10 protein-coding genes, 2 rRNA genes and 1 pseudogene are annotated in these 17,947 nt (G+C 34.2%); 1 reads left to right on the plus strand and 12 read right to left on the minus strand.

Going from position 1 to position 17,947, the window contains the following annotated elements; genetic code table 11:
- Positions 1-134: 134 nt before the first annotated feature.
- Positions 135-725, plus strand: a complete 591-nt coding sequence (locus tag ACFEL1_RS05910) for a ribonuclease HII (protein ID WP_341762847.1) — start codon at positions 135-137, stop codon at positions 723-725.
- Positions 726-861: 136 nt separating this feature from the next.
- On the opposite strand, the gene ACFEL1_RS05915 is transcribed toward ACFEL1_RS05910, so the two are convergent.
- The 12 genes and pseudogenes from ACFEL1_RS05915 to ACFEL1_RS05970 form a co-directional block, all read right to left on the minus strand.
- A complete protein-coding gene (locus ACFEL1_RS05915) occupies positions 862-2,190 on the minus strand; it encodes a DUF2748 family protein (RefSeq protein ID WP_375330800.1) in 1,329 nt (442 codons plus the stop codon).
- Positions 2,191-2,208: 18 nt separating this feature from the next.
- Complete coding sequence (gene lipB / locus ACFEL1_RS05920; protein WP_341761903.1) at positions 2,209-2,832, minus strand: lipoyl(octanoyl) transferase LipB; 624 nt, start codon at positions 2,830-2,832, stop codon at positions 2,209-2,211.
- A gap of 791 nt (positions 2,833-3,623) precedes the next feature.
- Positions 3,624-4,001 (minus strand): annotated as a pseudogene (locus tag ACFEL1_RS05925) (IS110 family transposase); the annotation flags it as partial.
- 51 nt (positions 4,002-4,052) lie between these two features.
- On the minus strand, positions 4,053-5,660 hold the full coding sequence (locus tag ACFEL1_RS05930) for an IS1634 family transposase (protein WP_375330801.1): 1,608 nt from the start codon (positions 5,658-5,660) through the stop codon (positions 4,053-4,055).
- Positions 5,661-5,884: 224 nt separating this feature from the next.
- Entirely contained in the window at positions 5,885-6,580 is a 696-nt protein-coding gene (dnaQ, locus tag ACFEL1_RS05935) for a DNA polymerase III subunit epsilon (RefSeq protein WP_375330802.1), read from the minus strand.
- The gene (coaE, locus tag ACFEL1_RS05940) at positions 6,568-7,143 is read right to left on the minus strand and encodes a dephospho-CoA kinase (protein WP_375330803.1); all 576 of its coding nucleotides are present in this window, start codon (positions 7,141-7,143) and stop codon (positions 6,568-6,570) included. Before coaE ends, dnaQ begins: the two co-directional genes overlap by 13 nt.
- A gap of 52 nt (positions 7,144-7,195) precedes the next feature.
- Entirely contained in the window at positions 7,196-7,918 is a 723-nt protein-coding gene (locus ACFEL1_RS05945; protein WP_375330804.1) for a hypothetical protein, read from the minus strand.
- Positions 7,919-7,920: 2 nt separating this feature from the next.
- Positions 7,921-8,859: a DNA cytosine methyltransferase gene (locus tag ACFEL1_RS05950; protein ID WP_375330805.1), complete on the minus strand. Its 939-nt coding sequence runs from the start codon at positions 8,857-8,859 to the stop codon at positions 7,921-7,923.
- 502 nt (positions 8,860-9,361) lie between these two features.
- On the minus strand, positions 9,362-9,934 hold the full coding sequence (locus tag ACFEL1_RS05955) for a VUT family protein (RefSeq protein WP_375330806.1): 573 nt from the start codon (positions 9,932-9,934) through the stop codon (positions 9,362-9,364).
- Positions 9,935-10,235: 301 nt separating this feature from the next.
- A 5S ribosomal RNA gene (gene rrf, locus ACFEL1_RS05960) occupies positions 10,236-10,350 on the minus strand.
- Positions 10,351-10,505: 155 nt separating this feature from the next.
- Positions 10,506-13,284 (minus strand): 23S ribosomal RNA (locus ACFEL1_RS05965).
- A 198-nt stretch (positions 13,285-13,482) separates the two neighbouring features.
- Positions 13,483-17,937, minus strand: a complete 4,455-nt coding sequence (locus ACFEL1_RS05970) for a pentapeptide repeat-containing protein (RefSeq protein ID WP_375330807.1) — start codon at positions 17,935-17,937, stop codon at positions 13,483-13,485.
- Between the last annotated feature and the right edge of the window lie 10 nt (positions 17,938-17,947).

Here is a 17,947-nt window from a genome sequence, read left to right on the forward strand (position 1 = left end):
GGTGTCAATTTAAGCATTTTAAGTAACCTGATTTTTTTATTTTGAGTTCATAATGTCTGTTACTACAGTAACAATAGATGATAGCGATGATGAAGAGCTATATATAAGGCGGAAGTACATAGAGTGTCATTTTTATGGGAGGCATGATGTTTAAATTAGAACAAAAATATTCAGGATTAGTAGCTGGAGTAGATGAAGCCGGCAGAGGACCGCTAGTTGGTCCTGTAGTAGCTGCATCTGTTATCATTGATCAAACAAAAATCATACATGGTATCAAAGATTCTAAAAAACTTACTAAAACAATGAGGGAGTTGTTATATAAACAAATAACCCAAAATTATATTTGGTCTGTTGGTATAGTGCATCATGATGAGATAGATATAATTAATATCCTTGAAGCAACTAAAAAAGCTTGTACTATATCAGTAGCAAATCTTGCTGTTAAACCGGATACGGTATTAATAGATGGTAATATGAAATTTCACGATCCAAGATTTATTAGTATAATAAATGGCGATAATTTATCAATTTCTATTGGAGCAGCATCTATTATTGCGAAAGTTACTAGAGATCGCTTAATGCTTGAATATGCCAAAGAATTTCCGGAATATATGTGGCACAAAAACTCCGGTTATGGTACTAAAGAACATCTAAATGCTATAAGCCTTCACGGTCTTTCGCCTTATCATAGAAAAAGTTTTAAGATAAGAAGTTCTACATTATAGGCTATAGAAGGGCTATTTAAAAAAACTTGATTATACTCTTCTGCTCCTACGAATTGTTTTTTGAAAATATCATGGAAAGGAAAAATGCATTCTTACAGCGGTTTTGCGAATGCATTTTAAACCTTTTTAAAGCTAATTATACTTCTCTGATTTGTTTAAATATTAATTTTTTTTTACTAAATATGTTTATTTTACGAAAGAAATTAGTTAGATATCTTGGCTTTGACATATCACGTTTATAGCTTTGCTTAGTCATTAATACATAGTTAGAAATTAAGGAAGGTATAACTTCGGAATAATATACTTTATATAATCCTTGCATTGTTGCCATAGTCGTTAAATATCCCCATTTCATCACCTGTTGGGGTACTCTTGCTAGAGCTTCTATACAGGCAATTGTTTCTTCGATCTCAGGGTCACTATTTTTATAAACATCTGCGACTGGTGCTAAATTAAACTTCATATCTTCAATCATAGCTCTAATCATCAGCCCCATATATTGCTCTTTTATGAATCTCTTAATAAAAAACAATTTTCTTCTATTAACGAAAAATAAAAATTTCTGTTTATATATAAAGCCAAGTAATCTTGCCCAATAAGCCCTTATACCCCGCACCTTGTTTTTATTATAAAATTTTACCTTTTCTTCATAAGTAATCATTTGCCTCATCCCTATAGAGAGAAGCTTGGCTAATAGTTTATCACAATTAATAATATCATCTATTCTAGCCTGTCTTACATGGGGGGTTGCTTTTGTTCCAGAAAAATTTGCTGAATGACGACTAATTTGACTGCCACTTGCATCTCTTTTAATATCAGCAAAATGCCCAAGTTCTTGCCCAGCTATAATTTGCAATCTAGCAGCTGCTGCCCATCCATCACCATAAGTTGGGTGATTTTTATCATTTTCAGCAAATGGATTTCCACCGCAGGAAACAAAGACTGCTACATTCTTACCGTCAGTACTTTGCATACCACTATTAGAACCCGAACGTTGCCAATCAACTATATCCATCATATCACCGATATTATGGGAATAAGTAATAAATACCTGAACCTTATCATGCAATAACCACCTAATAACTATAGGATGGGCTGACTGAACAAAAAGCCTTGTTAATTTTTCAGTAACGGATTGGTCAACTGGTTGTAATTTCTGAATTTGTTTTTTCAAATCTGTATAAATCGATGCCAGTTTTTTATCTGATATAGAAGATTTGTATAGAGATCTTAATAACTGATTAGTTTGTTCAATTAAATTTGGCTCGGTTATTTCCTCTTTACTTATCATCAAACTAATATTGAACTTTGGATCAGAAAATCTTGCAAAATTACAACTATTATCGGTATCTATCCTAAGTTTTCCTGATTTGATTAATTGCTGAGCTAATTGTTCATATTCTATTTGCATGTCCTCAGGATAAATAGCAGGAATCTTATCAAGTATATGATAAATTGAACTCATAGGGGTATACTGAATATTTTAAAAAACCTCAAAGACTTTATCCTTAATAACTTCATCAAACTGATCTAACGTTATATCAATACCAAGTTTCTTAAACGAGGTCACAGGCATATCTCTCAAACCACAAGCAATAATTCCGGAGAACATATCAAGATTTGTTGAAATATTTACAGCAACACCATGATATGTAACCCATTTTTTAACTCTAATACCTATTGATGCAATCTTTGCGGGTACACCGTTTTCTTTTACCCATATCCCCACTATACCACTTATAGTAAAAGCTTTAATCCCAAAATATAACAGGCTATTTATAATCCATTCTTCTAATAGTTTAATATATAGTTTTAAATCCTTTTGCCTTCGTTCTGAGGCTAAATCAAGAATGGGATATATTACTCTTTGTCCGCTACCGTGGTAGGTAAACTTCCCCCCCCTACCAGTATAAATTACCGGTATATCTCTAGGATTTAACAATTCATTTGCCTTAAAACTAGTACCTGCGGTATAAATATCCTTATATTCAACTAAATAAACAATCTCTTGTGAAGATTTATTGATTAAACTTGTAACCTTATCTTCCATCAACTTTATTGTGTCTTCATATTCTGAAAAGCCTGATAAGGTAACAAATTGAACCATAATATTAACCAAGGGTGAGCGAACGCAAGCAGTACATGAAGTACATAAGTACGCGAAATCCCCGCAATTATTTGCAAAAACCAATTCTTCAAAGCAGAAGAGTATATTATAATAACCTAAGTTCGATATAAGCACCAAACAAAATGCTACGCATTATGTAAAAACATAAACAAACTATTAGAACAGTTTGTTAGAAGAATTATTAATTCTTCTATAGAACTGGCTTTGTCATAAGGAAAAATGCACTCTTGAAGCAATTCTGCGGGTGCATTTTAACTTTTTTCATCATTCAATATGTGATTTTAATTATTAAAATCACATATTGAATGGCTCAGTACAGGACAAAGAGATTAAGGAGAGAATAAAAAATAGTAGATAACGCGTAGACAAAGCTCTATTAGTTAGGTTGTTAAAGACTTAAGAGGCAAGAGAATGATTACAGCGTTATAACAATTAATAGGAGACTACTTTTTTAATAGTTTTGCAAGTATAAAATTAATAGAACAAATAATATTAGGATTACTGCAAGTGAGAGATGTAAATCTTACACAACTTGCCTTAACGATAAAAGGAGACAAGCAAGAATCACGCTATAAGAAATTACAGAGATTTTTTGCCAAATGTGAATTTCATACACATCCTTAGCCAAGTTACTGGTTAGGTTGGCTGGAATTGATGCTGAACAATGGTTATTAGTGCTTGATCGGACAAATTGGAAATTTGGTAAGCTTGACATCAATATTTTAGTATTATCTATTTGCCATAAAGGCATTGCTATACCAATTATGTGGTAGACCCCTAATTTCATTAGCAAGGGCAGTACGATTTTTTACCAATCTCTCTCTTACTCGATGAATTGATAAAATATCTTGTTGTTCTACAGTTCTAATTGGTACAAACCTCATATTTGGTCTTGTTACCGCTTCACATATAGCTTCTGCATCAGCTTGATCATTTTTATTAGTTTTAACATACGGTTTGACAAATTGTGCTGCCATTAGTTTTACTGTATGCCCCAATTTAGTTATTTCTCTTGCCCAGTAACTAGCTCCGCCGCAAGCTTCCATCCCTACCAAACATTTTGGTAAATTAGCCATAAATGTTAAAACTTGATCTCTCATTAATTTTTTCTTTAATACCGTCTTACCATTTTTATCTACACCATGAATTTAGCAACTGCTTTTCATTCTGTATATCAGGAGGTCCATACCATTATTTTATCATTTTGCAGATTTTGTCATTTGGGGCATCGTTAAATCAAATAAATTGAATAAATTTTGTTGAAACTCGCTTAATTTTGGTAATCTTGCAACTTTGCAACCCTTGATTGTGTAATATAAAAAACATACTTTATCCAGCTCTCTTAATGCTTCCTCAATGGTCACATTATATTTACCATCCTTGGTTACGCCACAACCTTGTTTCAACTTATTTTTCATATAGTGCCATATTTTTAATGCCAACATACAAACAAATACATGTCCCTTCGTTCTGTTGCTTTTCCTTAAAAAGATCGGTCTTACCTCGAGTAATCCTGTCTTCATACTGCTAAAATTCAATTCTACTTCATGTAAATTATGGTAAGCTTTATCAACCAATTCTTTACTCATCAGTTTAATTTCAATCTGTGTTTCAATCGCATAACAACCATCAAGAGCAAACAACTCTTTTTTCTTATCTTGATCAATTTCAACCACTATTTGGTTGCCATCTAATTTTAGGTTGATAAATTTATCTATCCGCCATTCTTTGGTAATTTTTTGAATATTATTTAAACCAAGTTCTAGCTTTGCTTTCTTATGGGTTGATACATATATATTACGCTCTTCAATCTTTGCAACCAATTTTTCAACTCGGTTATTCCTATCAAACTCAACTTTTCGGGCTATAGAACCATTCTTCCTTAAAATATATCTTTTGCCATTATTGGTTACTTCGCATAGCTGTTCTTCAAAAAAACTATATTGCAAAACTCCGCTTTTCTTTAAGCTTTCAATCTCAACTTTACTTAAGGTTGTAATATAGTCCCATCCTTCTTTGCTCAGGGCTTCTTTGCCTGTCCTCTTAATCATTCCTTTATCACCAACAAAGACGATATTCTTAATACCAAAATTAGATTTTACTAGCTCAATCTGCTCATAAATGGTAGAAGGATCAGCACTATTACCCTTAAAAACTCTAACAGCCAAAGGTTCGCCATGATCATCAGTTAATAGACCAATCACTATTTGCTTTTTACCCTTCTTTTTATCCCGATTGTACCCATATTCCGCAAGTTCATTCTCTGTTCCTTCGAAATAGCTGGAAGTGACGTCATATAAAAGCATAACAGGCGGCTTGTTATTTTTCTTTTGATAAGTTTTAAATAATTTTAATTCGATCTTTTCTTGGTTCTCTTCTAACCATTCTAGAGCCTGATATAAATGGTTTTCATCAAATGAATCGACAGATAATACATCAGATATCGCATGCGATTTCGCCCATTTCACGCTGGAAAGTCTAGACCCTTGGTGAGCAAAGCGTGCTAAAACCAAAAATAGACTCAATAAAGCTTCTTTGCTTCTAGTACCAAGAGCCTTAGTAATACCAATTTCATCAGCAATTCTTTTTAGTAGAAAAATAGTCCCAAAACTTTCACCAACCTCAGGAACACCATCTAAACCATCAAATTCACCTTTAAGCATCTTCTTAAAAGCCTCAATGCGTAAATCATCCCAGTTAGTTAAGTTAGCTAGGGTTTTATTTAATACTTTCCCGTCTTCGCGATAAGAGGTACGAAGCAATATTGCAGGACGAGAATTTCTATTTGGAACAGTTGTAATATACATGAAAGAGATTATATCTCTAAATTCCAGCATTGTCAAATAAAAAATATCATTTACATGACTACAAATCTTATAGCAAAATCCTTATAAACCTTATTCTTTAGGTGTTTTAAGCACTTTTTTGTCTAGAAGATGAGACGTGAGTACGCGAATACCACGCAGTTTTGCGAAACCAATTCTTCAAAGCAGAAGAGTATATATGTCATTCTCACTTTCACACACTGGTTCTACAACCAAATTGGAGAAAGAATTTTTGACAAAAACTCTTTATGTTTTTGTAACTCTTCCTTAGTTGGTTTGATAACTATAGTATTCTTTTTATTTGCCATAGTAGTTTGAACCAATAACTCGTCTATATTTTGTGCCTTTTGGCTATTAATATTGAAACTTATCTGCCTACCTCCAGTAAGTTCAACATAAACTTCTGCCAGTAATGCCGCATCTTTAAGTGCCCCATGCAACTTACGTGAGGAATTGTCAATTTTATATCTTTTACATAATGCGTCAAGATTAGCTTTCATTCCAGGAAACATCTTCCGAGCTAAAGCAAGAGTATCGATAATATTGGAAAGTTCTAAATACTCTGTAGAAGGTCTTTTGAGCAGAGATAACTCATAATTAATAAACTTAATATCGAATGCTGCATTATGTATAATAAGCCTGCTATTGCTAATAAACCCTAAGAACTCGTCAACAATTTCTTCAAAAGGTGGTTTGTCTTTTAAAAATTCTCCCGATATGCCATGTATTCGATAAGCTTCCGTCGGCATATCTCGCTTTGGATTAATATAAAAATGAAAATGTTTGCCGGTTAAAACTTTATTAACCATCTCAATAGCACCAATCTCAACAATTCGGTGACCATCTTTAGGGTCTAAACCAGTTGTTTCAGTATCTAAAATTACTTCTCTTAATTGCTGCATTTTAATTTTTCTATTAGTTGAGTTATTTGTTTATCTAAATCTACTAGATTAACATCAGTATTAATAACAAAATCTGCTTTTTCTATTTTAATCTGTTGTGGCAATTGAATTTGTGCTATTTTATTATAAGATGTTAAATTAAAAGCCTCTCTAGACATTGCACGTTTTAATCTAGATTCTTCTGAGCAGAATGTTGTAACATAAAAATCAAAATATTGATCAAATCCAGCTTCAAAAAGTAATGGTATCTCAGCAAATGTAATCTCTGATTTACTATTTTGCTGTTTAAAAAGAAACAAACTTTCCACTACAAATGGATGAATAAAATTTTGCAGTTTGTTTCTTGCTGAATCATTAGCATAGATTAGCTCTGCAATTTTTCTTTTATCAAAGCTTTTTAGATCAGGTAGTAAGTTAAGAACCATATTTTGTATTTCTGACTCTTCGTATAGGTTCTTAACATATTCGTCAGCAGAAAAAGTTATAAATCCTAGATTAGCTAAATAATTTAAGACAAAAGTTTTCCCTGAAGCATAACTACCGGTGATTCCTACCGCGATCATTCTAATAAATATTTTATTTTTTCTAAGTAATTTTCACTTTAAGGGATTTAATTTAGATAACGTAATTACCTAACTCATAATTTTTCATTTCTTTTATAAATTCATACATTCTCAATTGCAATTGAATGTTATTACTTGGGTGAGTTGGGTCGGTTTTTATTTTATGCGAACATAATTTACCATTCCCACCTTTTCTTTTAAAAGTTATCAAATTCCCCATAAGCAAATTACCACCTTTAAGTGTAAAAGGTATGTCATATTTTAAATGTTTTAAAATATTTTTCATTGAATAAATATGCATGACTCTTTCTTTTCTATCGTATAGTACTAGTATTTCTCGAGCTTTCTTATAAGATATAGACCATTCCACTATATCTTTTAAAATAGGTTTAAATATTAATACTGCTTTCTCTTTTTCACTTTTTGGAAAAAAATCATATTTTGTAGCTCCTCTTTTGGCTTTTTCAACAAGTAGATTTTGCAACCACGTTAAGCAATCCAAATTAAATTTTTCGCAGAACTTTTCAGGTGTGGTTCTTGTTAGTTGATTTAAACCAGTCTTAAAAGCCTTTATATTGGCATCAATATTTCTCCCACAAGAAAATTCCATTTTTACATCTACTTTTTCATTATGTACTCCGCTACAAATCGCAGTTATGAAGTTTCCTTGTATTTTAAAGTTTTCTTGAATTTTTTGTATGATTTTCTGATGATCTCCTATGCTATTTTTAAACAGAACCTCAACATTTTTTCCTATATAAGCATTTCTATTCATAATTATGATATTCCAATTGAATCATAAATATTACTAATCATCTTTGGTATAACAGCATTACCAAGCTGTTGATAACCTTTTATCCCTTCTATAACATGGTGATTTTTTGGAAATCCCATTAAGTTTTTACATTCATTAATTGATAATCGTCTAATTCTATTATTAATTAAATATAAACCTGTTCTTGCACCTACTCTTCCACCAAAAGCGGAAAGAGTTATTGCATATCCCAAGGGGCTATAGATTCTTTCTCCTTGACCGCCTTTATTAACATAACCAATTCTTAGAGGTCTTAAATTTCTTTCAATTTCTTTATTGCCATCTATTACTATGTCATCTCTTTTAATATATAAACTATCATCAACTTTTTCTTCTAAAATATCATCCAAATAAACTTTTGCAAAAGTTTCTTTTGGCGGTAAATATTTAAATTTTAGATCATTATCGTAATCTTTACGTAAACAAACAAAATAAACCCTTTCTCTTGATTGAGGTATACCAAAAAAAGAAGAATTTAGAATATGCCTATAAACTTTATAACCAATTTCATCCAATTTTATATCTATTGTTTTAATTACCGATCCATTATCAATATTAATTATATTTTTGACGTTCTCAAGCAATAAAACATATGGTTTATGATATTGGGCGATTCTAATTATTTCATAAAATAATCTTCCGTTACTGCCTTCTAATCCCAATTGCTTATCAGAAATACTAAAGGGTTGACAAGGAAAACCTGCACATAGAATATCGTGTTTTGGTATTTTTTTTTCTGAGATTTCATTTAAATCGCCATAAGGTCTTTCTCCGAAATTTTTTACATAAGTTTCTTGAATATCCTTATCTATATCTGAAGAAAAAACACACTCCATTCCTTTTCCTTCTAAAGCAATCCTAAATCCACCAATACCGCAAAACAAGTCTATAAATTTATACACATTATTCCTGTTTAAATAAGTTATGATATAGTTAATTCCGTTAGATTTGATCAGGGCAATTTAAGAACCGTACCAATAGTTGGTATAAATATAATCTTAACTACTATCGATGTCATTCCTGCAAAAGTGGAAATGACATCGCTTTTAGCTAAGAGATCATTGGGTTAGGTATATAGGATGTTAGCAAAGTCATATAAATGCTATATAAAGCAAATTTTTAAGTAATTCTTTAGTTAAATTGCCAACAAAATAAGTAAAAAAGTAAAATTATATAATATATTCTCAAAATATGACGATAATTTTACTTTATTACTACTTTGCCAACACCCTTTAATATCATTTGAGTATATATACTCTAGAATAGAAATCAAGAATTGCGTCATCATTATCTAGCGGTACTCACCAACCTAGTCCCTCGGTAATTCCCGCTACTATCATGATTTTGATTACATCGTCTACCAACTCTTGAAATCATAGCAGTATACTCAGCTATATTTCTTACTCAAAAATTCTTCAGTTCGCGGGTACTCCTATTATTGCAATATATTTTTTGGACTAAAAATGATCCTAAAAATATACATATATAAACTGTTAATGAATATGCACATTTAAATAATACTTCTTTTAAAAACATCGACAAAACTCTACTTGTAGAGAATATATTTACAAAAAATCCTGACATCACAATGCCATCTACAACCGCACCCATCATTAAACCAGCAAAATTTCTTGTATTCAAAGAACATGTTGACTTGAGTAGTACAAATACACTTGTACTACAATATGTTGATAACAATATAGATACAAAAGATACAAGTATAATTCCATTAATAACACGACCATGAATATAATAATTGAAGTCCCATAACAAACAAAAGCTTACTATTATACACAACGTTACAGCAATCCAAGCTTTTTTCCTACCATATAGTTCAGATATGATATTTGCAGTTACAGCTAAAAACACAAATACTAAAGAACACTGAGATATTTTATTAAAAAGATTTAATGAATAAGTGAATATACCAAGTAGTATTACTAGTAGTATGTAAAACTTAGTGTTAATATTGTTCATATTACCTCCTTCTTTTTGTTCTAATTTTATCAAATAATATGGATTATTGTTAGTAGATAATTTAGTTGATTTTTTAAAACTTACTTTTTAAAAGACTTGCTTGCAAGGGTAGTTAAATGATTTGGAGAATTGGAACACAAAACAAATGTCTAATGACAATTTGTATACTCTTATGCTTTTAAGAATTGTTTTTTAAAAACATCAGGAACTCACGTATTACTTTAGTTTACCCCTCATTTTCAAATCCAATTCGTAGAATCATTTGAGTGTATATGGTCTTCATAAAAAATTTGCATTGCAAGCTTGGCAGCAACTTACTCTCCCATGCCTCAGGGCATAGTACCATCAGCACTACGAGGTTTCACGTTCGAGTTCGGTATGGGATCGGGTGTTTCACTCGTGCTATAACCACCAAGCTAGCAATACAAATTTTTTTGTATAATAGACTTTTTTAGACATTTATTCATAGAACTCTAATTTCAAAATAGGTCTAAAATTTGAGTTGTTGATAAAACTGAAAACCTTTTTATGTTTCTTGCAGAATTAATGCTGTACACAAGTACAACCTCAGCAAAGTAAAACAATCGAGCTATTAGTACCAGTTAGCTACACACGTTACCGTGCTTCCACACCTGGCCTATCAACGTGGTGGTCTTCCACGGCTCTGATAGGGAAGTCTAGTTTTGAGGTGGGTTTCCCGCTTAGATGCATTCAGCGGTTATCCCTTCCGTACTTAGCTACCCAGCTATGCCGCTGGCGCGACAACTGGTCCACCAGAGGTACGTCCACCTCGGTCCTCTCGTACTAAAGGCAGATCCTCTCAAACTTCCTACACCCACGGCAGATAGGGACCAAACTGTCTCACGACGTTCTAAACCCAGCTCACGTACCACTTTAATCGGCGAACAGCCGAACCCTTGGGACCTTCTCCAGCCCCAGGATGTGATGAGCCGACATCGAGGTGCCAAACGATTTCGTCGCTATGGACGCTTGGAAATCATCAGCCTGTTATCCCCGGAGTACCTTTTATTCGTTGAGCGATGGCCCTTCCACTCGGGACCACCGGATCACTATGACCGACTTTCGTCTCTGCTCGTCTTGTCAGACTCGCAGTCAGGCTAGCTTATGCCATTGCACTCTAATAGTTGATTTCCGACCAACCTGAGCTAACCATCGCGCGCCTCCGTTACTCTTTGGGAGGCGACCGCCCCAGTCAAACTACCCACCATGCATTGTCTCGGATCCTGATTCAAGGATCGCGGTTAGATATCAAGAATCAAAAGGGTGGTATCTCAAGGATGACTCCACAGTGGCTTGTGCCACCACTTCATAGTCTCCCACCTATCCTGCACATCTAATTCCTAATACCAGTGCAAAGCTATAGTAAAGGTTCACGGGGTCTTTCCGTCTAACCGCGGGAACTCCGCATCTTCACGGAGAATTCAATTTCGCTGAGTCGATACTGGAGACAGCGGGAAAATCGTTACGCCATTCGTGCGGGTCGGAACTTACCCGACAAGGAATTTCGCTACCTTAGGACCGTCATAGTTACGGCCGCCGTTCACTGGGACTTCAATTCAGAGCTTGCACCCCTCCTCTTAATCTTCCAGCACTGGGCAGGCGTCAGACCCTATACTTCGTCTATTGACTTTGCAGAGCCCTGTGTTTTTAATAAACAGTCGCTACCCCCTAGTTTGTGCCACCTATAAATGGTTGCCCATTTACAGGTCATCCTTCTCCCGAAGTTACAGATGCAATTTGCCTAGTTCCTTCAGCATCGTTCTCTCAAGCGCCTAGGTATACTCTACCTGTCCACCTGTGTCGGTTTAGGGTACGGTCTTTAATGAGGGTGTTATTTCCTGGAAAATATTCACTGCACACGCAATCCAATAAGCGTATACAATTTACTATCTCCGTCACATCCCTCAGGTTCAGGAATATTAACCTGATTCCCATCGATTACGCCTTTCAGCCTCACCTTAGGGGCCGACTAAGCCTGCGCAGATTAACTTTACGCAGAAACCCTTGGACTTTCGGCGAGAATGTTTCTCACATTCTTTATCGCTACTTATGTCAGCATTCTCACTTCCGATACCTCCAGCAAACTTCACAGTTCACCTTCACAGGCCTACGGAACGCTCCGCTACCATTTGCACTATTAAAGTGCAAATCCGCATCTTCGGTACATGACTTGAGCCCCGTTACATTGTTGGCGCAAGAAAACTTATTTAGACTAGTGAGCTATTACGCTTTCTTTAAATGATGGCTGCTTCTAAGCCAACATCCTAGTTGTTTTGGTTTTCTCACATCCTTTAACACTTAGTCATGATTTAGGGACCTTAGATGGCGGTCTGGGCTTTTTCCCTCTCGACTATGGACCTTAGCACCCACAGTCTGTCTGCTATGCTGTACTCGTCGACATTCGGAGTTTGGTTGAGTTTGGTAAGTCTGTAGGACCCCCTAGCTCATCCAGTGCTCTACCTTCGACGGTAATCGCTATAACGCTCTACCTAAATAGATTTCGCGGAGAACCAGCTATATCCGAGTTTGATTGGCCTTTCACCCCTAGCCACAACTCATCCCCTACTTTTTCAACAGTAGTGGGTTCGGTCCTTCAGCGGATATTACTCCACCTTCAACCTGGCCATGGCTAGATCACTCGGTTTCGGGTCTAATTCATCTAACTAAAGTCGCCCTATTCAGACTCGCTTTCGCTACGCCTACACCTAACGGCTTAAGCTTGCTAGATAAACTAAGTCGCTGACCCATTATACAAAAGGTACGCCGTCACAGAACATATAAACGAGCTTTAAAACTCAATGTCTGCTCCGACTGCTTGTAAGCATTCGGTTTCAGGTCTATTTCACTCCCCTTATCGGGGTTCTTTTCACCTTTCCCTCACGGTACTTGTTCACTATCGGTCACTAGAGAGTACTTAGGCTTAGAGGGTGGTCCCCCTATGTTCAAACAGGATTTCACGTGTCCCGCCTTACTCAAGGACTCCAAAACTTTTTACCTATAAGGGGCTATCACCCTCTATGGCCAACCTTTCCATGTTGTTCTAGTTTTTATTCTGAAGCCACTGGCCTAGTCCGCGTTCGCTCGTCACTACTAACGGAGTCTCGGTTGATGTCCTTTCCTCCAGCTACTGAGATATTTCAGTTCACTGGGTTTGCTTCGCATAGCTATGTATTCACTATACGATACCTGCTAAGCAGGTGGGTTTCCCCATTCGGAAATCTTCGGATCAAAGCTTATTCGCAGCTCCCCGAAGCTTATCGCAGCGTATTACGTCCTTCATCGCCTTCTAGTGCCAAGGCATCCACCAAATGCTCTTATTTTATTTACTTTGATTCTTTTAAAGCTTGAGATTGTACGATGTGTACAGAACTAATTCTGCTATTTTACAGTATCCACTCACGATCATAAATTTTTATTATCGTAGTAGGTATTTAGTTTTCAGTTTTATCAACTTTTCAAACAGCTACAGGATTTTTGCCCTGTGTGAAGTTTTATACCGATTATTCAGAACAATGTCAAACATTATTTTATCTGATTAACAGATTTGTTTGTCTTTCTTTGTTAGCATTTCTATCATATCTTTCTCTATGTTCATTTGACGATATTGTTTGACTTGCTTTAGGTACTGGTGGAACAACTTCTATTTTTTTTATAGTAGCTTTATGCAAATCTACATTTTTTAGCAAAGGATTTGATTTAACTTCTTCGCTTATATTCCCAACAACTCTTATATTATCTAAATTCATTGTTTTTTCCGGATGTTTTTTATTATATTTTTTAATTTCCGGAAGAAGTGTAGTTAAAGTATTACCATCAATGGTAGCTCCTTCAAAGTCTATATGTTCTTTAAAAGTAACTCTCTTAAAAGAGCATTCTTTCAATTCAGCATTTTTCAGAGAACATTTTCCTAATGTCACTTCATTAAAATTAAATCCTTTAATTTCAAAATCATCTAATTTCATATCTACTTTTTCAAAAGATAATCCTCTCAAATCTTTATTATTTAAGGAATAATCAAGTATCGGTGAATAGTCAGATGAATTATTTCGACTATATTTCTCAGCCTGCTCCTGAAAGATGGAAGATAAATCTATTTTCTTGTCCGACTTAGCTATCACAAGAGGATTTGGCAAGACATCTTCAATAATTTGGTTCATTTTTTCACCAATTACTTTTTCACGTGTTGAATTAGACACAAAATGTTTTTGAAAATTATACTTCCAAAGGTTAACAGTAGCTCCTACAGCTAAACTTAGAACTTTTGTATCAGATAACAAATTAATCAATGGACGAACCATTGCACTATATTCTCCCTTCTTATATGAAGCCGTTATTGTTCCTACTTCCTTAGCATGATCCCCTAGCGTTTTAACAATTGCTTCACCTTTTAGTTTTAGTTTTTTACCCATCTCGGTTTCGTTTAAAAATTTCTCAACCACAGGACCAAGGTCTTTAGCATGTTTTATTAAAAGCTCAGGTATTTTTTCTTGTAAAACTTCTTTAACCTTAGGATTATCCTTATTAAACTTAATAAGAGAGTTTACTAATTTACCAACTTTTTCTGCTTGTTTGGATTCAGGTACGTTCATAACATCTTTAGTTTGCTCAATGATTCGCTCTAACCCCTCTTTGTCTGCTAAACAATTTTCAGTAAGTTCTGCTATTATCGGTAAAACATCAACAATAAATGGAATAGTTGCTGCTGTTGCATCACGTACAAATTTAGGATTCAGACCAAGATATCTTATATTTTGCTGCACTTCTGTTTTATCCAAAAATTCTAAAATATTCTTTTTATTATCAGCAAAATATTGTGGTAGAGTTGATTTTAAGGCAGGAGCTATATCTTGAACAACCTTACTAGTATTATCTAAAATAGACAATATCATGGCTTTTTGCGTTCCTATTATTTCTTCTTTTCGAGTTGGAGATAAATTTTTATTAGTCAATAATTCCAAGCCCAAATCTTGATGTTTCATATAGAACTCATAGATCATGACCATTTCAGGAGTATGCTCTAATATCGTGCTACTTGCATTAGTTGCCAGTGATACAGTATCCCTAAAAAATTCTTTTGACACAAATCTAGTAAATTTATCGTCTAGAACATTCTCAGCAATTTTAGTAATTTCCTTTTGATTAGCTGGATCACGTAAAAACTCAACTAAATCTTTCTTAACTACTTCTGCTACTTTAGGGTTAATGAAGATTTCCAAAGCATTTTTAATGATATCACGCCCTGAATTTTTGTTAGAAATTATTAGATTCTTATAAATTTCTTGTACTTTTTTATTTGATTCTCCTTCTAATATGCCACCTCCTAATTTTAGCACCAACGGCACTATCCTTCTAATAAAATTTTTATCTACTCCATCAAATATATCAGGATTAACTCTACTAGCTTCTGTAGGTGAAATCATTGGAGCGGGATTTAACACAGCTCCTAAAACTGGCAACAAAACACGCTGAGCGATCTGATCTTTTAATAGATCAGATCGTGCTTCATTCAGAGCAGGAATATATATATCAACCACTGAACCAGCTCCTTTGATTAGATTAGATACATGCTCTACTTGTTCTTTTTGTAATTTTTGCCTTTCTTCAATTAGCAACTTATCACTTAATAATTTTTCACTCACTTCTTGAAATTTCAGGAAATCAGCATATAGCTCATCATATAATAGCTTCTTTGTATCCAGCGGATTCCTAATAGCTGAAGGTACTATAGTAGCAATATCAAGAAGAAATGTTCCTGTCTCTTTTAATAAACCTACAGCGATGTGAGGTAAATTCTCTAATGTTAATTCTAATTGCTCCTCTTTTTTTACTTGCTCCAATTGTTTTTGCTCTTCTTGAAACTTCTGCGGGATAATTTCTTGACCATTCTGAATGAATGTGCCTTGTAAACCAATCAAATTTACGTCCACAATATCAGTATCAATATCGACCATAGCTTTAGACAAATCAGCCTCAGCTAACTTTGCCGCACGTAAATTAACTCCTTCTAACTTAACCTTTTCTGCTTGTACTTTTTCCAATATCGCTTGCTGCAATTTTGATTTTGTAAGATCACCATTCATGAATATTACTTCGGTAAAATCACCTTCCTGAGCGTCAATACTCCTCATTATACTATTCGAGAAATCAGCCTTTTGTGCATGAACTTTTTTTAGTATACTATAACTTGCATTGATTCCTTTAGCCTTCGCTCCTTCCAAAACCGCCTCTGTTAAGTTAGCAAATTTGACCTCTACTCCTTCTAAAATTGCATTTCTGAAATTCGCCTTTTGTGCTTCCACCATATTTAGATTGGCATTAATAAAATTCACTCCTTCAGCATTAATCCTTCTTAGAATAGCTGCTTCTAAATTCGCTCCATCCAGCTTAGTCAAACCACTTAACTCAGCATCCGACAAATCTAATCCTTTTGCTTCTATGTTCTGCAATATAGTATCTTTAAATTTTGCTTTATGTGCTTCAGCCTTTTCCATCAAAGCATTAGATAAATCACTCTCTATAATTTGACACTCTGTTAAAACAGCTTTATCTAATATTGCATGCTGCATTTGTATTCTTCGTAAATCTGCTGAGATTAAAGAAATACCTTGCAAATCTGCCTGATTAAATGTTGAATCAGTCAATTTTGCGTTATTCCATTTACCATTTTTTATATTCGCATAATCAAAGTTGGAGTTATTTATCACAACCTCTTGACCATTAGAACGAGCCATAAAAGCATGTGTAAACTGACTATTATCAACGACTGCCTGACTTAAATTACTATTAAAAAAATTCGCGTTATCTGCTTTAGAGCCTAAAAAATTAGCTCCTACAAGTTCTGCACTCTCAAAACTCGCTTCACTAATATTAGCTTCCTTAAAAATAGCTCTAGATAAATCAGCTCCTGCAAATACAGCACCCCGCAAGTCTGCTCCTGAGAAATCTAAACCAGATAAATCAACTCTGCCAGGCAATGCATTATTGTTAACAACAGCTCCCCTCATGAAAGAAGCACTAACTTTAGGTGAACAATCTGCAACAATTCTTGCTGTTAATTTTATCTTCGATGGCTCTAATTTGGTTTTAGCAAAATCATTTAAACTTAAATCCTTATTGCTTTTCCTTATTTCTAAATACTCCACTACATCATTGCGAGTAAGACGCACATATTGTACTTCTCCATCTCTCTGACTCTTAGTTGACCCACGTATGTAAGCTGGATCAAAACTACACCTACTACCAAAAATATTCTTAAATGTTTCGTGCATTGGATTATCTTTTTTAGGAAATGTCTTTTTCTCAGTCATTAACGTTAGTTCTTCTTGTAACCTATCATATTCCTGGTTTTTAGTTTTAAATCCCGCCTTAACCAATATAGCTTGTGGATAACTCAAGCTCTTATATGCATTGTCTAATTCTGTTTTTTTATTATCTATAAGATCTTGTTGTTCTTTTTCTCGTACCGAAGTACTTTTTATATCAGCATATTTCCTACCTAAAACATGAGTAGTACTAAATTTTATACCATCAATATCTTTCGATTTATCTGTTTGAGAGTATCCTTTATAGCTATCAGAAAACCTACAATTAGCAAGGTCAGCTCCTCTGAAATCTACGCTTCTTAAGACAGTATCTTCGAAATAAGCATTGTCAAAATCAACATCACAAAACACCGCATCAGCTAAATTACATCCTGTAAAAGTAGTATTTTTAAATATACAACCAGTAAAATCTCCTCCGCTTAGGTCTATTACATTATCAGATATACTAAAAGTCCTATCTGATAAATCTGCTACTACTACTACATTATTATCTGAAAAATATTTTTCCTTTAAATACTGGTTAAGGCTTAAACCTCCCTTGGGATCATCTGCTAAAACTGCATGCTGAGCTGTGATATAATCCTTTATATCCTCGCTAGTAGGACGAAATTTTTCAATCTTAACAGCGAGATCATAGAAAACAGGTTTATTTTTCACCATAACTTATACT

This window comes from Candidatus Tisiphia endosymbiont of Oplodontha viridula, from assembly GCF_964264865.1.
Taxonomy (GTDB): domain Bacteria; phylum Pseudomonadota; class Alphaproteobacteria; order Rickettsiales; family Rickettsiaceae; genus Tisiphia.